21 protein-coding genes and 1 riboswitch are annotated in these 21,792 nt (G+C 61.3%); of the genes, 9 read left to right on the top strand and 12 right to left on the bottom strand.

What is annotated here, in order from left to right; genetic code table 11:
• The coding region (locus L4923_RS03440; protein WP_239362082.1) for a hypothetical protein at nucleotides 1–203 on the top strand (203 nt) is incomplete at its 5' end.
• Here L4923_RS03440 and L4923_RS03445 read toward each other — a convergent pair.
• Nucleotides 184–927 (bottom strand): hypothetical protein, encoded by a 744-nt coding sequence (locus L4923_RS03445; RefSeq protein ID WP_239362083.1) that lies wholly within the window; start codon nucleotides 925–927, stop codon nucleotides 184–186. The genes L4923_RS03440 and L4923_RS03445 overlap by 20 nt on opposite strands.
• Nucleotides 928–1,018: 91 nt before the next feature.
• Complete coding sequence (locus tag L4923_RS03450) at nucleotides 1,019–1,654, bottom strand: hypothetical protein (protein ID WP_239362084.1); 636 nt, start codon at nucleotides 1,652–1,654, stop codon at nucleotides 1,019–1,021.
• Between the two features lie 310 nt (nucleotides 1,655–1,964).
• Between L4923_RS03450 and L4923_RS03455 the strand changes: the two genes are divergently transcribed.
• Entirely contained in the window at nucleotides 1,965–2,183 is a 219-nt protein-coding gene (locus L4923_RS03455; protein WP_239362085.1) for a hypothetical protein, read from the top strand.
• A gap of 3 nt (nucleotides 2,184–2,186) precedes the next feature.
• Here the strand turns inward: L4923_RS03455 and L4923_RS03460 are convergent, their stop codons facing one another.
• The 4 genes from L4923_RS03460 to L4923_RS03475 form a co-directional block, all read right to left on the bottom strand.
• On the bottom strand, nucleotides 2,187–3,812 hold the full coding sequence (locus L4923_RS03460) for a terminase large subunit (RefSeq protein WP_239362086.1): 1,626 nt from the start codon (nucleotides 3,810–3,812) through the stop codon (nucleotides 2,187–2,189).
• A gap of 89 nt (nucleotides 3,813–3,901) precedes the next feature.
• Complete coding sequence (locus L4923_RS03465; RefSeq protein WP_239362087.1) at nucleotides 3,902–4,225, bottom strand: HNH endonuclease; 324 nt, start codon at nucleotides 4,223–4,225, stop codon at nucleotides 3,902–3,904.
• Nucleotides 4,218–4,898, bottom strand: a complete 681-nt coding sequence (locus tag L4923_RS03470; protein WP_239362088.1) for a helix-turn-helix domain-containing protein — start codon at nucleotides 4,896–4,898, stop codon at nucleotides 4,218–4,220. Before L4923_RS03470 ends, L4923_RS03465 begins: the two co-directional genes overlap by 8 nt.
• Complete coding sequence (locus L4923_RS03475; protein ID WP_239362089.1) at nucleotides 4,895–5,227, bottom strand: hypothetical protein; 333 nt, start codon at nucleotides 5,225–5,227, stop codon at nucleotides 4,895–4,897. The genes L4923_RS03470 and L4923_RS03475 overlap by 4 nt, the downstream gene beginning before the upstream one ends.
• A 124-nt stretch (nucleotides 5,228–5,351) precedes the next feature.
• Here L4923_RS03475 and L4923_RS03480 point away from each other — a divergent pair, with 124 nt between their 5' ends.
• Both L4923_RS03480 and serA read left to right on the top strand, forming a co-directional pair.
• Entirely contained in the window at nucleotides 5,352–6,527 is a 1,176-nt protein-coding gene (locus L4923_RS03480) for a phosphoserine transaminase (RefSeq protein ID WP_239362090.1), read from the top strand.
• Nucleotides 6,528–6,652: 125 nt separating this feature from the next.
• Entirely contained in the window at nucleotides 6,653–8,254 is a 1,602-nt protein-coding gene (serA, locus tag L4923_RS03485) for a phosphoglycerate dehydrogenase (protein WP_239362091.1), read from the top strand.
• Nucleotides 8,255–8,311: 57 nt separating this feature from the next.
• Here the strand turns inward: serA and L4923_RS03490 are convergent, their stop codons facing one another.
• Nucleotides 8,312–9,214, bottom strand: coding sequence for a DMT family transporter (locus L4923_RS03490; protein WP_239362092.1), 903 nt, complete (start codon nucleotides 9,212–9,214; stop codon nucleotides 8,312–8,314).
• 210 nt (nucleotides 9,215–9,424) lie between these two features.
• Between L4923_RS03490 and L4923_RS03495 the strand changes: the two genes are divergently transcribed.
• Both L4923_RS03495 and L4923_RS03500 read left to right on the top strand, forming a co-directional pair.
• Nucleotides 9,425–10,714 (top strand): adenylosuccinate synthase, encoded by a 1,290-nt coding sequence (locus tag L4923_RS03495; protein WP_239362093.1) that lies wholly within the window; start codon nucleotides 9,425–9,427, stop codon nucleotides 10,712–10,714.
• Nucleotides 10,715–10,787: 73 nt separating this feature from the next.
• Nucleotides 10,788–12,545 carry a hypothetical protein gene (locus L4923_RS03500; RefSeq protein WP_239362094.1) on the top strand — a complete coding sequence of 586 codons (1,758 nt, stop codon included), beginning with the start codon at nucleotides 10,788–10,790 and terminating at the stop codon, nucleotides 12,543–12,545.
• Nucleotides 12,546–12,560: 15 nt separating this feature from the next.
• Here the strand turns inward: L4923_RS03500 and L4923_RS31050 are convergent, their stop codons facing one another.
• The 5 genes from L4923_RS31050 to L4923_RS03525 all read right to left on the bottom strand — a co-directional run bounded on the left by L4923_RS31050 (nucleotide 12,561) and on the right by L4923_RS03525 (nucleotide 17,887).
• Nucleotides 12,561–13,643 carry a DUF930 domain-containing protein gene (locus tag L4923_RS31050; RefSeq protein WP_343302647.1) on the bottom strand — a complete coding sequence of 361 codons (1,083 nt, stop codon included), beginning with the start codon at nucleotides 13,641–13,643 and terminating at the stop codon, nucleotides 12,561–12,563.
• Between the two features lie 57 nt (nucleotides 13,644–13,700).
• The gene (locus tag L4923_RS03510) at nucleotides 13,701–14,201 is read right to left on the bottom strand and encodes a DUF2865 domain-containing protein (protein ID WP_239362095.1); all 501 of its coding nucleotides are present in this window, start codon (nucleotides 14,199–14,201) and stop codon (nucleotides 13,701–13,703) included.
• A gap of 689 nt (nucleotides 14,202–14,890) precedes the next feature.
• Entirely contained in the window at nucleotides 14,891–15,202 is a 312-nt protein-coding gene (locus tag L4923_RS03515) for a hypothetical protein (protein ID WP_239362096.1), read from the bottom strand.
• Nucleotides 15,203–15,423: 221 nt separating this feature from the next.
• Nucleotides 15,424–17,238, bottom strand: a complete 1,815-nt coding sequence (locus L4923_RS03520) for an ABC-F family ATP-binding cassette domain-containing protein (protein ID WP_239362097.1) — start codon at nucleotides 17,236–17,238, stop codon at nucleotides 15,424–15,426.
• 1 nt (nucleotide 17,239) lies between these two features.
• Nucleotides 17,240–17,887 carry a thiamine diphosphokinase gene (locus tag L4923_RS03525; RefSeq protein WP_239362098.1) on the bottom strand — a complete coding sequence of 216 codons (648 nt, stop codon included), beginning with the start codon at nucleotides 17,885–17,887 and terminating at the stop codon, nucleotides 17,240–17,242.
• A gap of 121 nt (nucleotides 17,888–18,008) precedes the next feature.
• A riboswitch (TPP riboswitch) is annotated at nucleotides 18,009–18,122 on the top strand.
• A gap of 37 nt (nucleotides 18,123–18,159) precedes the next feature.
• Between L4923_RS03525 and thiB the strand changes: the two genes are divergently transcribed.
• Genes thiB through thiQ form a run of 3 tightly spaced genes read left to right on the top strand, consistent with a single transcriptional unit; the run spans nucleotide 18,160 to nucleotide 21,568 of the window.
• Complete coding sequence (gene thiB / locus L4923_RS03530; protein ID WP_239362100.1) at nucleotides 18,160–19,161, top strand: thiamine ABC transporter substrate binding subunit; 1,002 nt, start codon at nucleotides 18,160–18,162, stop codon at nucleotides 19,159–19,161.
• Entirely contained in the window at nucleotides 19,137–20,807 is a 1,671-nt protein-coding gene (gene thiP / locus L4923_RS03535; RefSeq protein ID WP_239362102.1) for a thiamine/thiamine pyrophosphate ABC transporter permease, read from the top strand. The genes thiB and thiP overlap by 25 nt, the downstream gene beginning before the upstream one ends.
• Complete coding sequence (gene thiQ / locus L4923_RS03540; protein ID WP_239362105.1) at nucleotides 20,804–21,568, top strand: thiamine ABC transporter ATP-binding protein; 765 nt, start codon at nucleotides 20,804–20,806, stop codon at nucleotides 21,566–21,568. The genes thiP and thiQ overlap by 4 nt, the downstream gene beginning before the upstream one ends.
• The last annotated feature ends 224 nt before the right edge of the window (nucleotides 21,569–21,792 follow it).

Raw genomic sequence — 21,792 nt, forward strand, 5'->3', positions numbered from 1 at the left:
GGGTGCGCGTCGGCTCGGGGGGTGCGGGCGGGGCGCGCGCGCGGCCCCCCGCCCCCCCGCCCCCGCCCCCCCCCCCCCCCCCCCCCCCCCCCCCCGTCCATCTGTCCGGGCGTCTCACGACGTTCGGCACAGGGACATGCCGCCTCACGGCGGGAAAACGTGCGGGCTCGCTACCCATTTCAATCATTCGGCCGCCTCGTTGAGCGCGCCGGCGGCGGCTGCAAACTCAGATCCTCCGACAAAGCGCTCGAAACCGACGCCGGATGCGTTTGTCACCACTGCGTGGAAAGCGTTGCCAAACGACAACATCTCGGTAGCACGGCCCTTGGCCTTGGCGTCCTCCGCCATCCCCAGGAATTCGTGCACGAATTCAACTTTCTGTGGACCGAGGAACGCAGCGCTATCTTCGCCACCGTCAGTCAGCTCATCGATCACGGAATGCGAAAGCAGGAAGGTGAATGCTCCCATCGGCACAGGACCCTTCACGCGCATTTCCAAACCAGGCACGTCAATCGCATCGTCACCGTAGAAGCCTTCCGGCATCGGGGAATGCCAGATGACGCGGTCGGTCTCGCCGCGACGATAGAGGCGAATAAAACCCTCTGCGAAATCGAGAAACTTCGCATCATCCGCCAAATCCATCTCACGACGCAGGATCGACACGAGCTTCGAGTGCTTTTGACCCGGCGCGACATGCATATTGGCGTACTGAAGGAAGTTCGGCAGGTTAGCCGGGCCGGTTGAGAGAATTGCCAACAGAAGCTTGGCGGCGTCCATATCGGACTTCTTGCGCGCTCCGCGTCCACGCTTGGGGCGCTCCCACCAGCCAATGCGGCTCAGGGTACTGGTGTACGCTTCGATCGTCGGAAAGGGCACGCGCAAACTCGCGCTCAATGCCCTCACCAAATCTGCTGCCGTCCCTGCCATTCGACCAAGCCTGCCATGTCAATCAAGAGAAACATAGCAGGCCATGTTATGGCTTACAAGACAAAACCTCGCACTCCATGTTTTACATAGGCTATAGGTCGCCCAAAGCAGCCACTCGGTCCTCGTAGGCTTCCCAAGGGTTTAAGTGGAAGGACATCAGCCTATCGATGCCGAAGCTCATGCGATCTAACCCCGCATCACGCATCAAAACACCCATCGCCGAGTGCATGAGCCTGCGGAACGTCCGTTCGAGTTTTCCGATTTCGGCGTCGGGCAGATCGAACCCCACCATGTCCGAAACGATGGTGTTTGCAACAGCAAGTTGGATGACTGCCGCCTTGATCGACGTGGCTTCGACTGATGACATGGCTTCCTTGATTGCCTCAATGCGATCCAGGAAATCTACTTGTTCCGCCTTGCGATAGTTTTCATGGAACGACGGCGCATCCTTCTTAATCGCCGCTTCTTCCAATGCAGAGTACCGCTGCTCAAGCACACTCAACTCATCTGCGAGGATCAAGATAAGATCGCGACTGCTGGTCTGGAGGTCTTGCGGGTTAATGTGCTTGTTCATGGTAATTTCCTTCTGGTGTTTGCGCTTGCCGGGAAGTCCCGGCGACAGATCACTCGTCTTCGAAGAAACGAGCCCCTGTGAGGCTCCCTCATGTGGAAGACGGGGATAACCTTGGCTGACTTTGACGCCTGCCTGAACCGACTGTTTCGGCATTGGAGACCTCCTCTTAACCTGATATCAACATTTAATGTTGATAAATATGCCCACCGACAACGTCAATAGAAAATGTTGAAATGACCCCTGCACAGTGTCGCGCAGCACGCGCGCTTATCGATATGACGCAACCGCAATTGGCCGCCTCAGCGGGCATTGGACTGTCAACAGTAGTGGACTTCGAAAAGGAACGTAGGCAGGTTTCTGAGACCGCGCGCGGCTCGATTCTTCAGGCTCTAGTTCGCGCTGGCGTTGAGTTCATTCCAGAAAATGGCGGCGGCCCGGGTGTCCGCCTCAAAGGGAAACACTGATGTTCGAAATCGGCAAATGGTACTGGGTGTGGTTGATCGAGGGCGGAGACGAAGGTCAAAGCAGCTACAAGGTAGTTGATTATCAAGCGCCGCTGCTTCGCTTGCACAATCCGCACATGGGCGAAGACATGATCGTGAACACATCCTCACCGATGTTCGTGCGCGCCCAACTCAGCCCGCATCAGGGCGAACGCCCAGTTCTAGAATTTCCGGAATAGATATCATGCTACCAGTTCAGCCAGGCAGGCTGGCAGCGTTTCCGGCTCGTGCCGTTTCGAGATGCTGAGCGCCATTGCCAACGCTACAAGACCGTCGATCCTGCCCGCTGCCTTCGACTTGTCGAGTTTCCGTCCGCCGGCAGGATCGCGCGTCACCACGGCGTTCGCCGCGCACATGTTGAGCACTGGATTGCCGCCGTGCCGCAGCAGCTTTTCGGCCACGCACCTTTCGAGCATGTCGACGGCCGGCGAGAAGTCCTTGAAGCCTTGGCCAAACGGCGTGATCGGCAGCGCAGCGCCGATTAGCCCCAGCTCGCGTTTCAGGTCTTCGATCCGCCAACGATCGTATGCAAGTGCTTGCATGCTGTAGCGTGAAGCCGCGTTTGCCAGCACGTCCGCGACGAAGCCCGGATCGATCGTCGCGCCGGGAATAAGCGTGATGTGCCCCTGCTTCGCCCATAGATCGTAGGGCACGCGGTCCTCGTTCGATCGATCCTCGATGTTAGCTTCGGGCATGAAGAACCGCGCCAGCACATCATAGCGTCCCTTCTCGTCCGGAAAGACCATGACGAAGGCCGTCAGGTCGCGCGTCGCGCCCAGGTCGAGGCCGGCATAACATTCGCGGCCGTCGAGGCTGGCAGCGTCGACGGTGCCGGCGTTCGCATCCCATTCGGCCTTGTGGATGAACCGCGAGACGGCGGAAACGCGCTGGTTGAGGATCAAGTTGCGGAAGGCCGCTTCCTTCGACGGCACAAGCCGCGCCTGCCCCGCCTGCCGCTGCACGTCTTCCAGAGAGCGGAAATCGCCGATCGCCGGGTTTGCCAGCAGCCAGGTCGCCGGCTCCCACGGGTCCGCGTCTTCCGGTGCGGCGTAGAGCGTCAGGTGGAAGGACGGGTCCGCAACGTCGCCCGACTGGACGCGCAAGCCATAGTCGACCAGCTCGGACATGACGGCGTGATCCGCCGCCGCCTGAGTGGAAATCACCATCATCAACGGGTTGTCGCGAGCGCCCGACGCGGTATCCATCGCATCGAACAGGGCACGGTTCGGCGCGCTCCCCAGCTCGTCATAGACGACGAAGGACGGCGACAAGCCCAGCTTGCTCCCGGCGTCTGCCGACAGGGCGGAATAGATGGAGCCGGCCCCGTCGCCGGTCAGCACCTCGATTTGCTTTGTGAACCGGACGATGTTGCAGCGGTCGTCAAGCTCCGGGTGGCCCTGCAGGATCGCCGCCATTTCAGCATAGAGCTTCGCCGCCTGGTCGCGGGTAAGCGCGCAGGAATAGACCTCGCCGCGCGGCTCGGCTTCCGGCCCCAGTAGGTGGCAGAGCGCCAGCGCCGCCGCGAGCTGCGTCTTGCCGTTCTTGCGGCCCATCGACAGCACGGCAGTGCGCACCGGCCGCCGGCCGGCCGTGTCCTCGGCATAGACGGCGCGGATGAACTCTCGCTGCCATTCGCGGAGTTGCATCGAGGATCCGGCAAGCTTGCCGGCGGTGATCGGTAGGTCTTCACAGAACGCGATCACGCGATCGGCGCGGCTCAGACCCGGCTCATTCCAAGGCAAAACCTCACGGCCGTCGACCTTGCCACGCTCCGAAAGCGGCTTCGCTCCCACGCCTCTCAGTGCCATTTTCTCTTACCCTTCATCCTGCTAAGTCTATGAAACTAAGTATTTTCCCAACTCCCACGCCGGTCCTACACCCCGCGTTCCCCGTGATCTCAGGCACCCCCACCATGCCAATCGTCACCCGGATCGATCGGATTGCCGTGCACGTCGAAGCCTTTGAACCGTCGACCGGACGCGGCGCGGTCAGGCCGATCAACCGCATTCGTCTTCTCATTGTGGCAGCGCTCGCAAAGGCTCATCAGCCCGTCGAACGACGGGAAAGGATCGCCGCCGGCCTTGATCGCCTTCACATGGTCGACGGCCACGGCCGGCGCGATGCGCCCTCTCAGTTCGCAAGCGTGGCACAACGGGTTCTCGGCAAGCTTCGCCAGCCTGAGCCGCTGCCAGTTCCTTGTGTTGTATGGCCATTCAGCCATTGGCGCGCTCTCCCGTTCCCGGTTGCCCTCGCCGTCGCCCTCGCTCCCTCTCATAAGCCCCTTGCGGCCTATCAACCGGCTTGGCGTGGAAGGATTTAGATGACTGGTTTCCCGTGGTAGGACACGAATGTCCCCCTATCGGGCGAGGCTTCGGCCCCATCTTGATCCATGTCGACCATTCGCTAGACACGATGCGCACGACGTTGGACAGGTGTTTGCGGCCTTCGATCGGCCGTTCCGCGACCGTGATCCATCCCAGCTCAGCAAGGCGATCCTGGGCGCGCTTCGCAGTCTTGCGGCACATGCCGCCGCGCGCGGCGATCTCGTCAAGGGTCAGCTCGCACCGGCCAGTGCGATGAACCTCATCCGCGATGAGCCGCGCATAGGCGACTTGGCTGGTTGTGAGCATGCCGGCCATAACGGGAGGCATGGGCCAGGTCGCGGCGAGGGTGCGGCGACGATGGATCGATTTTTCCCGATCGGGTGAGCGTTGCGGGCGCGACTTGCTAAAGCGACCCTGAAACCGACGCATGGCGCGGCTGGCCGTCGATCGTGCTGGGCGCGTGACGATCTCACCGGAAGCGTAGCCGGCGATCAGTTCGGGATTGGAAGGACCGTTCTTGACCAGCCGCGAGTTGAGCAGCGCGGCGCTGACCTGCAAGGGCGCGCTCATCGCGGCACCCCGTTGGCCACGCGGATCGCCTGGACGGCTTCGAGCGCCGACAGGCCGAACATGCGCCTAAGCGTCGGCACCACCGGACGCGGGCAAGTATCGCGGTTTTCCGCATACCAGAGGCCCGCCCGCGTTGCGGCGTTCAGGACGCTGTGGTAGGAATTTCCTTCGAAAGCGCTGTCGTGCTTTTCAATTGTCTTGTCGCCGCTCCCGATGCCAGTCGGGGCGGCGATTTGCTTTTCTGGACCAGCCGTTGCGTGAACAGACGGCGAACCGCTTGTGTCAGTTTTGTGCCACTTCGGCTGACACGTTCCAGCTTCGTTCTGCACGATGCTGCACGAACCGGCACAGCAACTTCTTTTATCTCTTGCGGTTTTCGGGACGTTCGGGTAATGCCGCGAGTGGGCCACCCCTCCCCACCGAGGGGCTTACTATCTGGAAGGATAGACCACGATGACTGCTCTCCCCATGCCGGACGTGCGTCCGGCTAATCCTAATTTCTCTTCAGGTCCTTGCGCGAAACGTCCCGGCTGGTCGGTCGAGGCGCTCCGGAATGCTGCTTTGGGCCGTTCGCATCGCGCCAAGATCGGCAAGGCCAAGCTGGCCGATGCCATCGACCTCACCCGCGAAATTCTCCAGGTTCCGGCGGACTACCGCATCGGTATCGTTCCGGCTTCCGACACCGGCGCCGTCGAAATGGCATTGTGGTCGCTGCTCGGCGAACGCGGTGTCGACATGGTCGCCTGGGAGAGCTTCGGCGCCGGCTGGATCACCGACGTGGTCAAGCAGCTCAAGCTGGAAGACGTTCGCAAGTTCGAGGCGCCCTATGGCGAACTCCCCGATCTGACCAAGGTCGATTTCGACCGCGATATCGTCTTCACCTGGAACGGCACGACATCCGGGGTGCGCGTACCCAACGGCGACTTCATTCCGGCCGACCGCAAGGGCCTGACCATCTGCGACGCCACTTCGGCAGCCTTCGCCCAGCGGCTGGATTTCGCCAAGCTCGACGTCGTCACCTTCTCCTGGCAGAAGGCTCTGGGCGGCGAAGGCGCACACGGCATGCTGATCCTGTCGCCCCGCGCCGTCGAGCGGCTTGAAAATTACAAGCCGGCCTGGCCATTGCCGAAAATCTTCCGCCTCACCTCGGGCGGCAAGCTGATCGAGGGGATCTTCAAGGGCGAAACCATCAACACGCCGTCGATGCTGTGCGTGGAAGACTATCTCGATGCCCTGAACTGGGCAAAGAGCCTGGGCGGCCTCGACGCGCTGATTGCCAGGGCGGACGCCAATTTTGCGGCACTTGACGCGTTCGTGCAAAAATCCGCCTGGCTGGACAATCTGGCTGTGGCTCCGGAAACCCGGTCCAACACCTCCATCTGCCTGTCGATCGTCGACTCGGACGTCACAGCGCTGGATGCCGAGGGCCAGGCAGCCTTCGCCAAGGGCATCGTCTCCGCACTCGACAAGCAGGGCGTGGCTTTTGACATCGGTCACTATCGCGACGCCCCTCCCGGCCTTCGCATCTGGGCCGGTGCGACGGTTGAGACGGCCGATCTGGTTGCGCTGACCGCGTGGCTCGACTGGGCCTTTGCCAATCAAAAGGCGGCGCTCAAGGCGGCTGCCTGACACAGGCTTGTGGCGGCCTTACAGCGTGATCCCGAAGAGTGGAAATCGGTTTTCGGAAAAGATCACGCTCCAACAAAGGGGCCGCCTCTTCTCGAACCATTCAATCATTCTTCAAGGAGGCAGCAATGGCGCCCCGCGTACTCGTTTCCGATAAACTCTCCACCACCGCCGTCCAGATCTTCAAGGATCGCGGCGTCGAGGTCGATTACCTACCCGATCTCGGCAAGGACAAAGAAAAATTGCTCGAAGTCATCGGCCAATATGATGGCCTGGCAATCCGCTCGGCCACGAAGGTCACCGAGAAGTTGATTGCCGCAGCAACCAATCTGAAGGTTGTCGGCCGAGCCGGCATCGGCGTCGACAACGTCGACATCCCTGCCGCGTCGCGACGCGGTATCATCGTCATGAACACGCCGTTCGGCAATTCCATCACCACGGCGGAACACGCCATCGCGCTGATGTTCGCGGTCGCCCGCCAGATTCCGGAAGCCAACACCTCGACCCATGCCGGCAAGTGGGAGAAGAACCGCTTCATGGGTGTGGAGATCACCGGCAAGACGCTCGGCTTGATCGGTTGCGGCAACATCGGATCCATCGTCGCCACCCGTGCCGTCGGCCTGAAGATGCATGTGGTCGCTTTCGACCCGTTCCTCTCCGAACAACGCGCCGAAGAACTGGGTGTCGAGAAGGTGGAACTGGACGAACTTTTCGCCCGTGCCGACTTCATCACCCTGCACACGCCGCTGACGGACAAGACGCGCAACATCATCAACGCCGAGGCGATCGCCAAGATGAAGGATGGCGTGCGCATCATCAACTGTGCGCGTGGGGGTCTCGTCGTCGAGAAGGACCTGATCGCAGGCCTGAAGAGCGGCAAGGTCGCGGGCGCCGGCATCGACGTTTTTGAAGTCGAGCCTGCCGAACAGAACGAACTCTTCAACATGGAGAATGTCGTCTGTACGCCGCATCTTGGTGCGTCCACCTCCGAAGCACAGGAAAACGTCGCGCTCCAGGTGGCCGAGCAGATGGCTGACTACCTGGTCAAGGGCGCCGTCACCAACGCCATCAACATGCCCTCGATCACCGCGGAAGAAGCCCCGCGACTGAAGCCCTTCGTCAAGCTGGCCGAAGTGCTCGGTGCCTTCGTCGGCCAGGTCACCGAAGACCCGATCAAGGAAGTCGAGATCCTGTTCGATGGTTCGACCGCGCAGATGAACACCAAGGCGTTGATCAGCGCAGCTCTCGCCGGCTTGATCCGGCCCCAGGTGGCCGACGTCAACATGGTGTCGGCTCCGATCATGGTGAAGGAGCGCGGCATTATCGTTGCGGAGGTCAAGCGCGACAAATCCGGCGTTTTCGATGGCTACATCAAGCTGACCGTCAAGACCGAGCACATGACCCGTTCGATCGCCGGCACCTGTTTCTCCGACGGCAAGCCGCGCTTCATCCAGATCAAGGGTATCAATCTCGATGCCGAGGTTGGGCAGCACATGCTTTACACCACCAACGCCGATGCGCCAGGCATCATCGGCTTGCTTGGCACGGTCTGCGGCCAGAACGGCGTCAACATCGCCAACTTCCAGCTCGGCCGCAACCGCCCGGGCGGCGACGCTATCGCACTGCTCTACCTCGATGCGCCGTTCCCGGAGGAAGTACTTGCCAAGCTACGTGCACATGAGACGATCGATTCGGCCAAACGGCTACAGTTCGATGTCGGGCCAGCTTGATTTCACCGCCCGGTAAACCTCAAAAGGCGCGGCTCGGCCGCGCCTTTTTCATAACGTTCAGGCCCCTTGCTGGACTGTTCTTCGGCGGCTGCCATGCTCGGCCAGCCAGATGCCACCAAAGACCAGCGCCAAGGCGATGGCATGATACAGGTGGAAATCCTCACCCAGGATCAGAATGGACAGCAGGGTGCCAAAAATCGGCACAAGATTGATAAACAGCCCGGCACGGTTGGCGCCGATGAGCTCAATGCCGCGAATATAGGTGACCTGTGAGATCACCGAGGCCCCGAGCGCCGTGTAAAGCGTGATTGCCCATCCCGGTCCGTCGGGGAAGATAGCAGTGCCACTCGCGACCTCCCAAATGAAGAATGGCACTGAAACCAAGAGGGCAGCGATCGACAGGGCCAGCATCAAGCTCTGCCACTGCAAGGTCGGCTTCAGCCGAAGACCAACCGAATAGCCGCTGTAGAGCACGACGGCGACCAGCATGATCGCGTCGCCGAAATTCAAGTTGAGTTTCAGGAGCTGGGTCGGGTCTCCATGGCTGGCGGTAAGAATGACGCCGACAATGGTGAGCAAAACACCGAACCCTTGCAGCCAGCCGATCTTGAGGCGGAAGAATAGGAAATTCGCAACGATGATCAAGATCGGCATGCTGGCTTGCTCGATCGATACGTTGATCGCCGTCGTATAGTTGAGCGCTGCGTAGAAAATTACATTGAACAACGAAAAGCCGCAGGCGCCGAGAATGAGAAGAAGGAACAGGTGGCGCCGAACAATCGGCCAGTCTTCCAGCAAGGCACGCCCGCTGATCGGCAGCAGGATCAAGACCGCCATAGCCCAGCGAAAGAACACCAGTGTCATCGGTGAAACATGGCCAACGGCGAGTTTTCCAGCCACAGCGTTGCCGCCCCATAGCAGCGTGGTCAGAAGAAGCAGGAGATAGGCTTTGCGGTGCATACGGCAGACTCCGCCGGATCGTCTCTTGGCGCGAAGACACCGACCTATGGTGCCGCGACACCCAAGTAAATGATGCAAAAGGCGAAAATCTTGTGCCTAGGAATGGCATTAACGGCAAAGAAAGGTCGCGCGACGGAGGGCTTGACGCTATATGGGCCTGTCGTGGCGGGCTTCGGAGCTCGCTTTTAGTGTCGAACAAGGGATAGTGACATGGCCAATGTGGTGGTCGTCGGCTCGCAATGGGGCGACGAAGGCAAAGGCAAGATCGTGGACTGGCTAGCCGACCGCGCCGATGTGGTCGTGCGCTTCCATGGTGGCCACAATGCCGGCCACACTCTGGTGATCGACGGTGTCAGCTACAAGCTCGCATTGCTGCCGTCGGGTCTCGTGCAGGGCAAGCTCTCGGTCATCGGAAACGGGGTCGTCGTCGACCCTCATCATTTCGTCCAGGAGCTGGAAAAGCTGCGCGGCCAGGGCGTGACGATCACGCCGGAGATCCTGCGCATCGCCGACAATGCGCCGCTGATCCTGTCCCTGCATCGCGAACTCGATGCCATCAGGGAAGACGCGAATTCAGGTCTCAAGATCGGCACCACCCGCCGCGGCATCGGCCCGGCCTACGAAGACAAGGTCGGCCGCCGCTCGATCCGCCTGGTGGACCTAGCAGAACCCGAAACGCTGATGCTCAAGATCGAGCGGCTGTTGACCCATCACAATGCGCTGAGGCGCGGCATGGGACTGGACGAGATCGCAGCTGAGACGATCCATGCAGAACTGACTTCCATCGCCGATCAGATCCTGCCCTTCATGGATCAGGTCTGGCGGGTACTGGACGAAAAGCGCCGCACCGGTGCGCGTATCCTGTTTGAAGGTGCGCAAGGCGCCTTGCTTGACAATGACCATGGCACCTATCCGTTTGTCACCTCGTCAAACACGGTCGCGGGCCAGGCTGCCGCAGGCTCCGGCCTCGGCCCGACTGCGATCGGTTATGTCCTGGGTATCACCAAGGCCTACACCACGCGTGTGGGCGAAGGTCCCTTCCCCTGCGAGCTGGATGACGAGATCGGCCGTCATCTGGCCAAGGTCGGCCGAGAGGTCGGCGTCAACACCGGACGCCCGCGTCGCTGCGGCTGGTTCGATGCCGTACTCGTGCGCCAGACAGTCAAGACTTCCGGCATCACGGGCATTGCGCTGACCAAGCTAGACGTCCTCGATGGGCTGAAGGAAATCAAAATCTGCGTCGGATATGAGCTCGACGGCCAGCAGATTGACTATTTGCCTGCCTCAATGCGGGCACAAGCTGCAGTTAAGCCGATTTATGAAACATTGGAAGGCTGGTCTCAGACGACCGCCGGAGCGAGAAGTTGGGCCGAATTGCCGGCTCAGGCGGTCAAATATGTGCGTTACATTGAGGAGTTGATCGGTGCCCCCGTGGCGCTTCTCTCCACCAGTCCGGAACGGGACGACACCATACTTGTGACTGATCCGTTTCAAGATTAATTGTCAAAAGCCTGGCGGGCACGCTGATTTGTTAAAGCCCGCCCTGGAAGCGAACGACAGGTTCGATTGAAGCATGGCAGATTTCGTTGCAGTTCTGAAGAAGACTCTCGATGGGCTCGGCGAGACGACGCCGGATGTGCGTGCCAAGGTCTACGACAAGGCGCGCGCCACCATCGAGGCCAAGCTGGCTGCTATCAATCCACCACCGCCCGCTGCGGTCGCCGATCGCCAGCGCAAGGCGCTCGAAGATGCCATCGTCTCCGTCGAAAAGGACTATAACAAGATCGCGCAACCGCTCGATCCGCTGGCGGAACTCGAGAACATCTTCTCCTCGATCGATCGCAACCGTACGCAGCAGACCCATGTGCGCCCTGCGACGAAGACCGAACCTGCAGCACCTGCGCCTCGGCCGCAGCCTGCCGTTCCTCCCCGTGTGGAGGAACGCCCGGTCCAACCGCAGCCGTCCTGGCAAAGGTCGAAAGCGGAAACGAGCCAGCCGGACCCCAGGCCACAACCTGCAACGACCGCCAAGTCGGATCCGGTTCCGTCCGCTCCAAAACCACCGCCTGCGCCGGTATGGCCGAAACCCAAAAGCGACACCGGCCCCACTTTCGATCTCGGTGAGGAAAAGGCATCGCCTTCTGAACGGCCGCTGGCGCAGGCCTTCGAGACCGACAAACGACTGCCAAACGTCCACGATTCGCTTTTCTCGACGCAGCAGCCCGCTGAAGACGATATTGCGGACGAGCATTTCGACGACATCGACGAGCCGGAAAAGAAGCGCAGCTTCGGCCCCATCATCGTGGCGCTTCTCGCGCTGGCTGTTCTGGCCGGGGGCGGCTATGGTGTCTGGCTGAACCGGGATACCTTCAAAGATATGCTCGGTCTCAATCAGACGCAGACCGCTGACACCACGCCCAAGCCTGCAGAGCAGGCAACCCCGGCCCCGACACCGGCGCAATCTCCGGCAGAGACACCCCCCTCGCCTGCACCAGCGCCAGCTGCCGAAAATGGCGAGCAACAGAAATTCACCCAACGCCTGATGCCCGACGGTAAGGAGACAGACCCTGGCCGTGCGGCCGGCGCTGCCGGCGTCGGCGAAGGCACATCGATCGTCGCGTTGACCACACCGCCTCCGGCGACACCCCCGGCCCAGACGCAGCCTGCCGACGGACAGCCGGCCGCGCCGGGAGCGCAGACACCGAATGATCCTGCTGCACCAGGGGGAGCGACAACACCCGCAACGCCCGGGGCCTCCGCCACGCAGCCGGCCATTCCGGTCGGTCAGAAGGCGATCTACTATGAAGAGCGCACCAGCGCGGCCGAAGGATCAGCGCAACCGGGCAACATCGTCTGGACGGTGGTTCAGGAGTCGCCTGGTGGCGACGCTCCGCCGGAACCTGCGATCCGCGCGGAAGTGACGGTGCCCGGCAAGGATGTGCAGTTACGCATGACGATCCGCCGCAATGCCGACCAGACCTTGCCGGCAAGCCACATCATCGAAATGATCTTTCTGACCCCGCAAGGTTTCGAAGGCGGCGGCATCGACAACGTGCTTCGCATCGCTATGAAGACATCGGAGCAGGAGGCCGGCAGTCCGCTGATCGGCGTGCCGGCGAAGATAGCCGACGGCTATTTTCTCGTTGCCCTCAACGACACCAAAGCCGACCAGGATGCCAACCTGACTTTGCTGCGCAATCAGCAGTGGATCGACATCCCTGTCGTCTACAAATCCGGTCGTCGCGCCCTGATCACGATGGAGAAGGGGCTTCCCGGCGACAAGGTCTTCGACGAAGCGCTCAAGGCCTGGCAGGGCAAGACGTCCGGCTGATCGCTGCCCGCAGTTTCAGAAGCGGGCAGACCGATCGAGGTCTGCCCATTCAGCTTGCGGAACAACAGCTCCGGTACGGGAAACAAAGGACAGTACCCGTGTCGCGTTGGCGTCGACCTCGCATTTGAAGCTGACCCTGTACCAAGCCGATCGCGTGCGGAAGGTAGCGTCTGCGTCGGCTAGGACATTGCCAGCCTTAAGCCGCCGGTATGGGAGCAATTCGGCGGAGTAACCTTCATCCCGGAGCTTCCGCTGCAATGCGCTTGCACAAAGTTTGCCGACCCGCTGATCGCGCGGCACCCCCTCCATAGAGGTCGTTGCAAACGGGTCGCCGGTCGCACCTTGCGAAAAAAGGCGACGGACGCCGGGAAGGCTGGAATATCCTTGCGACGACGAAGCGATTTCCACATCCGCGGCACCCGATCTTCTCGCGCTCTCCCTCGCCGGCTTTGGAGCTTTTGTGGGTCGGGGCCGCGGCGTTGCGGCTGCCATGGGAAGCTCGATTTCAGCATCGGTCGTCGATGGTTCTTGCTCGTCGGGCTCAAGCGCGCCTGTATCCTTTGCTGCAGTTGCAGCCTCCACGGCAGATTGACTCTCGCCGTCCGTCACCGCGGCGGGCTGTTTCGGATCGTCAGTCTTCGCCGGCGCTGGGTTTTCTTGCGCACTGTCTCCAGCCAGGGATTTTCGAGGGCCTTCGTCTTCGGCGCCGAACCTGGACACCGGCTTCAGCTCCTCGAGGGGCGAAGGCTTTGGCTGCAAAGCGGCCTTCTGCTCAACTGGTTCTTCGGCCTTCGGCTCGGGCGGCGCCGGAACCGGTTTCGGTTCCGTTCGGTCAGGCGGTGGAACCATGACGACATTGACCGTTCCATCATCCTGCGGCTGCAGGGGAAGGCTTGAAGTCCCGTAGACCAAGAGAGCGATGATCAGCGCATGCAGAATCAGCGACGGGGCCAATCCCCAAAGCCAACCCGCATCAAGCTGTCGTGCCTTGTTGTTCATCTTAGTGGATGTGGAGCGGAATAACGGCGGCATCAAGTATACGCGCGTCGTCCGGCCCAAATCACAATGGACTGGTTCGCCACTAAATATCTCAGGCATCTCCCAGCATGCGGCTGCATTGCGTCGACCAAAAGCAAAAGCCGCCTGCTGGTTCTTTCAAGAATCCGGCAGGAAGACGGGGCCGACGATGCGGACCGCTTTGTTGGCTGCAGGTTCTTCGGCGAGCGCCATCGGCGCTGGGGGCTCCGCAACAGTTGCCGATGAGACGATCGAATCCTGTTGAGGCTTCTCGGTCGGCAGCGGAATGATGGCATTGGCCATATTGCCCGGCGTTACCGTTCGCGCCCGCATTTCGTTGACCCGGCTGTAGTAGTTGCGCAAATCGCAGCTCTTGAAAGTCGAAGCGTCGCGATAGCGGAAGGCGGCCGGCAGATCTTTGTAGGGCTTGCGCTCAGCCACCGAGATCATCTCTTCCGTTTCCAGGCTGGGATCCGTGAGGGCGTAGACCTCCATGCTCGGATCGTCGCAAATGAATCGGCACTGATCGATCGTCTCTTTCAGATCGGAATCTCTCGCAAACTGCGATTTTGGCGCGGGAAAGAAATAGCCGTCGGACGGGCGCACGCAGTAAAGCATCGACGTGCCGCCGATCGCCATCGAACCCGAAGAGGCCTCGCGAACAGCCTGGGGTTTAGGCTGCGCACGCCGTTCCGGCGCACAGCCGAGCGCAGCATAGCGCGCCCGAAGATTGGACACGTCGCGCCCGCCGCTGCTCGCCGACATCTGCCGCATCACGTCATCGCGCATGCGTGCCAGATCGGCGCAGGGATTGAAGAAACCGCTTGTACTTTTGCCTGAACACTGCCGGCGCCGTTCCAGTGCCTGGATGGCCACGAGCTGTCGCCGTAACTGTGCCTGCTGTGGACTGGCTCCACCGCTGCCGCCGCTTCGGATCTGGCGTGCCAGCGACGAACATTCATCCGCGAATGCCGTGGAAGCAGTCATTGCGGTGAACGCAAGGACCAGAATAGCCGCAAGCGAACGCACCCGAGCGGTACGACGTGAAAGAGGAAAAAACATGCGGTGCCGAGCAGGATGGCCCGGGCCAGTCTCAAGATTACGCATCCCTGCAACGCCTTGATACAACCGGTCTTTTTCGGTCGGTCTTTTTGCCGATATATCAAGCTATATCAATATTGCTGCTTTATGAAAGAGCTTCATAATATATTGAACAACATGGTTACATGCCGGATCAGGCTCAGACACCATCCGTTAAGCATGAGCCGTGGCACGATTTTGGAAAGCCGACCGGTTACACGGACAGCGCGGTTTGCAGCGTTCTCGGTTTAAATTCCCGAGCCGTAGAGTTCCTCTTCACTGCCCTCCCATGGGCTTGGCATATCGGCCAAGGCGGAGGCATTCGCGTTGGCGCGCGGCAGCGGCATCCAGCATTTCAGCTCGGGATCGGCGTATTCGATCATATGGCCTGGATAGGAATCGTTCGCGCGCCAGCCTTCCATGCCGTATTGATCGGCCCGGGCCCAATAGGCGACATCGACTTCGGCAGGCCCTTGCTCGGACGACCTGACCGTCACCAGGACGCGGCTGCCGTCCTTCGGCGCGCTCGACATGTGACGCCACCCGGTTGGTTCTGCCATGAAATCCTCCTCCCAGAGCATTTTGTAGCCAAGTGGAATCACTTGGCGTTACAATAATGCCGCGAAAAAAGCTTAGAGCGTTTCCGCGTTTCCGTAAAAAACGGAAACGCTCTAGGCTCGGCGCATCGATCGACCGCCGCGACAACGGTAGCACGACCCGCCCCGCTGGAATCAATGCCGGATTTGATGATGCCGGCACAAGCCACGCCCGAGAGGCACAATCAGCCTTCCAACTCCTCGCGCAACATTTCCAGTTCCAGCCATTCTTCCTCGAGCACCGCGAGGTCCGAGCGCTCCTTGTCGAGCGCCGCAATCGTCTTCTGGAAGCCGACTGGATCGCGTTCGTAGAAGGCCGGATCGGCGATGTTGTTTTCAAGTCGCGCGATCGACGCCGTCACCGCATCGATCTTCTTCGGCAGGTTTTCCAAGGCGAATTTCTGCTTGAAGGAAAGTTTCCTGGCCGGTTCCTTCGATGCTTCGGCACGCGGCTTTTCAGCCTTCGGCTCGGCCGCTTGACCGTTGCGGGCCTTGCGGTCCTCGAGCTTCGTGCCGCCGCGCTGCGCCAGCATATCGGAATAGCCGCCGGCATATTCGACCCAACGGCCAGCGCCGTCCGGCGCGATCACGCTGGTCACCGTGCGGTCCAGGAAATCGCGGTCATGGCTGACCAGGATGACCGTACCGGCGAAACCCGCCACCAGTTCCTGCAGAAGCTCCAGCGTCTCCATGTCGAGGTCGTTGGTCGGCTCGTCCAGGACCAGAAGGTTGGCTGGCCGCGCCAGGACACGGGCAAGCAGCAGTCGCGCCCGCTCGCCGCCGGAAAGCTCCCGGACCGGCGTGCGTGCCTGTTCCGGCTTGAACAGAAAATCCTTCATGTAGGATACGACATGGCGCTGCTCGCCATTGATGACGAGATTCTCGCCGCGCCCGTCGGTGAGATAGTGGGCCAGCGTCTCCTCGGGGCTCGCGGCCTCGCGCTTCTGGTCGAGTGTTGCGATCTCCAGATTGACGCCCAGTCGAACCGAACCTGCATCGGGCGCTAGTTCTCCCGTCAGCATCTTGAGCAGCGTCGTCTTGCCGGCACCGTTGGGCCCGACCAAACCAACCCGATCGCCACGCTGGATGCGGGTTGAAAACCCTTTCACCACGGTGAGCTCGCCGAAGCTCTTGTCGATATTCTTGGCTTCGATGACCAGCTTGCCGGACTCCGCGGCATCGCTCGCGACCAGCGTTGCCGTACCTTCGGCGCCGCGATGACTGCGAAAGCGCTGGCGCATGGACTGCAACTCGCCGAGCCGGCGCATATTGCGCTTGCGCCGCGCGGTCACACCATAGCGCAACCAGTGCTCCTCGCGCACGATCTGCCGGCCGAGCTTGTGCTGCTCGCGCTCTTCTTCTTCCAGCACCTGGTCACGCCATTCCTCGAAATGGGCGAACCCCTTTTCCAGCCGTCGCGTCTGACCACGGTCGAGCCACACGGTGGCGCGCGAAACGCGCTGCAGAAAGCGGCGATCGTGGGAAATGACGATCAGGGCCGACGATGTGCGTGCCAGTTCCTCTTCCAGCCATTCGATCACGGCAAGGTCGAGATGGTTGGTCGGTTCGTCGAGCAACAGGATGTCCGGCTCCGGAGCCATCACGCGAGCCAGGGCGGCCCTGCGCGCCTCTCCGCCGGAAAGATCCGACGGCCTCTCCTCGCCCGTCAGGCCCAGATGGTCCATCAGATAGGTGGCACGATGCGGATCGTCAGCCGGACCAAGTCCTGCTTCGACATAGGCGCGCACGCTGGCGAAGCCATCCATGTCGGGAACCTGGGGCAGATACCGCACGGTCGCCGTTGGTTGACGAAACACCTCGCCATCCTGCGGCTCGATCATATCGGCGGCTATCTTGAGCAGCGTCGACTTGCCCGATCCGTTGCGGCCGACCAATGCAATCTTGTCGCCGGGAGCAGCCACGAGGTCCGCGCCGTCGAGCAGCGGTGTACCGCCGAAGGTCAGCTTGATACCGGTCAGGTTGAGAAGTGGCGGCGCCATGTCAGCTTTCAGGTAGTGGGTAAGGATGCGCAAGCAAGAGGGCGCGGCCGGAGCCAAGCGCCATTTCGAGCTTGCCCTTTACCGCATTGGAAATGGTGAGCGAGGACCCGAAAGGTACTTCCACCGCCGTTAACGGCCATTTGGCCCCCGTAATGGTGAGTCCATCGAGGTTTGAGAAGCCAAGCACGGAAAACAGCGTTCCGTCGGCATAGTCGAAGGCGGCGGTTTTTCCTGGCAGCAGCGGGATGCCTTCCTGCGCGCCGCTGCTCAGAAGCACCTCGATCCCCTGCTCCGCCAACCGTACAGCCAAGGCCAAATGCAGGAAGGCGTGGTCGGCCCGGGCGCCGCCAAAAGCGCCGACCAGATTCAGCCTCGTCGCGCCGTGCTTGAGTGCGATGGAGACCGCAAGTTCACCGTCCGTAGAATCCTTCTCGGCCGGAAACCGCTGCTTTGGCACGCTTGCCAGATGCAGCGGCAGGTTGTCCGGTGCGGAATCGAAATCCCCCACCCACAGCTCGGGCAAGAGCTTCAGCACGTCGGCATGACGAATACCGGAATCGGCGGCGATGACGCGCGTGCCGGCGACCTGCGTTTCGAGCCGCGGCGTATGGATGACCTCGCCGCCGAGCAGAAGGGTGAATGTGCTCATGGGCGTCGCCCTTACCAGCCCGCATGCGGAAACGGAAGGGCACGCGAGTGGCCGCGTAGCGACTCGATGTGACCCGGCAAACTAAGGCTTGCGCGCCATCTCTGCCCGCTCTATGTCTCAGGCCGCTCTAACGGGGTGCCGGATCGTGGTTTCACGAACCGGCTGAGAGGCTAAAAGCCAACCCGCTGAACCTGATCCGGCTTGTACCGGCGGAGGGATTAGACGCTTAGCCAAAGCGCCAGTTCCCTTGTCACGAAGTGAAGGAGGCGCCGATGCGCAAAACGTTATCTGTTCTGGTTTCGGCACTCGCTCTCGTTGCCGCCACGCTGCCCGCGGCAGCGAAAGACAAGCTCACCGTCTATACCTATGAGAGCTTCACCGCCGAATGGGGTCCGGGCCCGCAGGTGAAGAAAGCATTCGAAGAGGGATGCGACTGCGAGGTCGACTTCGTCTCGGTGGCTGACGGCGTCGCACTCCTCAACCGCGTCAAACTGGAAGGGGCTTCCACCAAGGCCGACATCGTGCTTGGCCTCGACACCAACCTGACAGCCGACGCCAAGGCGAGCGGTTTGTTCGTTCCACACGGCACGGCCGCAACGCTGGAGGTACCGGGGGGCTGGAACGACGAAACCTTCCTGCCCTACGACTATGGCTACTTCGCTGTCGTCTACGACACCGAAAAATTGAAGACGCCCCCGACAAGCCTCAAGGAACTGGTCGAGGGTGACGCTTCGCAGAAGATTGCGATCCAGGATCCTCGCACGTCCACGCCCGGGCTCGGCCTGCTGCTCTGGGTACGCTCCGTCTATGGAGACAAGGCGCCGGAGGCATGGGCAAAGCTGAAGAACCGCGTGCTCACCGTCACGCCGGGCTGGAGCGAGGCCTATGGCCTGTTCACCAAGGGTGAGGCGCCGATGGTTTTGTCCTATACCACTTCGCCGGCCTACCATATGGTCGCCGAAAAGACCGATCGCTATCAGGCTGCTTCGTTCTCCGAAGGCCATTATCTGCAGGTCGAAGTGGCCGCCATCACCACGACAGGCGCCAAGAACCCTCTGTCGCAGAAGTTCATGGCTTTCATGACCAGTCCGAAATTCCAGGACGTGATTCCTGAAACCAACTGGATGTTCCCCGCCGCCAAGACGGACAAACCGCTCGACCCCGCTTTCGAAAAACTGGTGAAGCCGACCGAGACCCTGACTTTCAGCCCGGAAGAGATCGCCAAGAACCGCAAGGCCTGGGTGGACGAATGGCTGGCCGTGATGAGCAAATAACGTCTGCCGCGGTTGCAGAGGGGCGGAGCGCGGCATCAGGGAGCGATCCGCGCATCGCAGCCGGCATCTGCGCGCTGATCTTTACGAGCACCCTGATCGGTGGCGCCCTCCTTGGCTTGGTCATCGAAAGTGCTGGTGATTTTTCCGGCGCGGCCGCGGCCTTCGATTCCTATCTCTTCCGCATAACCCGCTTCACTCTTTGGCAGGCCCTGCTGTCGACGCTTCTGTCAGTCGTGCCGGCGCTGTTCGTTGCGCGTGCGCTGTCGCGTCATCCCCATTTCCCGGGGCGAAGCTTCATTCTGCAGCTCTTTGCTGTGCCGCTGGCACTGCCGGCGATTGTCGCAGCGCTCGGGGTTCTCGCCCTCTACGGCCGCGCCGGCTACTTTGCAGAACTGTACATGCGCGCAGGTGCGGGCGACTGGCCAGGAATCTACGGGCTTTCCGGAATCCTCGTCGCCCATGTCTTCTTCAATCTGCCACTTTGCGTGCGCTTGTTTCTCGAAGCGTTGCAGACCGTGCCAACCGACCAGTGGCGGCTGGCCAGCCAGCTTGGCATGGGCGCACGGCCCACCTTCCGTTTCATCGAGTGGCCAGCAATGAGGCAGGCTTTGCCAGGCGTTGCCGGTCTGGTCTTCATGCTGTGCATCACCTCCTTCACCATCGTGCTCATCCTGGGCGGCGGACCGCGCGCGACCACGCTGGAGGTCGCCATCTATCAGGCGCTGCGCTTCGACTTCGATCCAGCGCGCGCCGTTGTGTTGACGTTGCTGCAGATCCTGCTGACCTTCGTGGTCATCGCTCTGCTGACCCGGCTGGGGGCCAACACGACCGGTGAGACCAATCTCTCGGTGTCGCAGCGCCGTTATCTTTCGATCGGGAGCGGTGAGTTCGCCCTGAACGCCACACTCATCGTTTTGGCTTTGCTCTTTGTTGCGGGACCGATGGGAGCCACGGTCGCTGCCGGACTGCAATCCGACCTTGTTCGCCTGGCAGGGGAAAAAGCCGTGCATCTTGCGACCGCGACCAGTGCTGTACTCGCTTTTCTGTCGGCACTGCTGGCGGCAACACTTTCCCTGTCACTGGTAATGGCGCGCCGCGCCTTGGCGGCCAGGCGCGGGAGGACCGACAAGCGATCGTTGCTGGAATATGCCAGCGATACCGGCGCCGGCCTGGTGCTTGTCGTGCCGCCGATTGTCATCGGCGCCGGCTGGTTCCTGCCTTTGCGCCATATCGGCGGCGCGTTTGCGGTTGCCCCAATCATGGTCGTCGCGGTGAATGCCGTCATGGCGATGCCGTTTGCCTTGCGTGCCGTCCGTCCGGCCTATGATGCGGCCAGCGAACGGCATGAACGGCTTTGCGCGCAGTTGGGCATTGTCGGCTGGAATCGTTTGAGGCTCGTCGAGTGGCCGGTTCTGCGACGTCCCTTGGCCACTGCCTTTGCCTTTGCCATGGCGCTGTCGCTCGGCGATCTTGGCGTGATCGCGCTCTTCGGTTCGGATTCCCTGCAGACCCTGCCCTACCTTCTGCTGGCGCGCATGGGCAGCTATCGTACGGCAGACGCCGCCGGCTTGGCCCTGTTTCTGGGTATCCTGTGCCTGGCGTTGATCGTGCTCGCCGATCGGCTCGGAAAGGAACGCTCCGCATGATCGCCGACAAGCCGGCTCGACAGGTCGCCTCGCTCACGCTCGACAAGACGACGTTCAGCTATGGCGAAACAACGCTTGCCTTCGACGTCGAATTTCCCGCAGGCAAAATCAGCGCCGTCATGGGACCAAGCGGTTCAGGCAAATCGACACTGCTCAATCTCGTGGCCGGGTTCGAAATTCCGAGTTCCGGACGCATCCTGATAAACGGCAAGGACTTTACTGCGACCTCGCCGGCAGAACGTCCGGTTTCCATGGTTTTTCAAGAGAACAATCTGTTCGCTCATCTCGATGTCTTCCGTAATGTCGGCCTGGGAATATCTCCTTCGCTGACGCTCGATTCCGGCGGCCATGCCGCCATTGCCGACGCGCTGGCCCGCACCGGCTTGGCGGGCAAGGAAAAGCGTCTGCCGCGGGAACTTTCCGGCGGTGAACGCCAGCGTGTCGCCCTGGCCCGTGCGCTGGTGCGGGACCGTCCGGTTCTTCTGCTCGACGAACCTTTCGCATCGCTCGGGCCGGCATTGCGCGAAGACATGCTCGAGCTTGTCGCAGCCATGCAGATCGAGCGGAAGATGACGACACTCTTCGTCACTCACCAGCCGGAAGATGCCCGCCGCCTTGCCTCGCACGTCGTTTTTCTGGAGAACGGCACGGTTGCAGCGGCCGGCGAGGCCGCCGATTTCTTCTCCGCGGATGGCCCTGAAGCATTTCGGCGCTATGCCGGCTCGGCCGGAAGTACGCCGCTCGCTTCAAACGCGCATTAGGACGACAAGCAATGTGACTGCCAAAGACACATTTTTGACGCGCGGGGGTCTTTGGACATCTGGAACAGATTTTGCGACTCAGGCATTCGTCTTGCCTGGAAGCCGACATAATTTGCGATCAAACCGGTTTGGGGTGCGACAGTCCTCGCTTGTAAATCGGCCTTGCATATGTCTAGGTCCGCACAAGACTATGTCTGGCCCAGCTGCCGATGCCCCGTCGAGAC

Source organism: Terribium retamae (genome assembly GCF_022347545.1).
GTDB classification, from domain to species: Bacteria; Pseudomonadota; Alphaproteobacteria; order Rhizobiales; family Rhizobiaceae; genus Mesorhizobium; species Mesorhizobium retamae.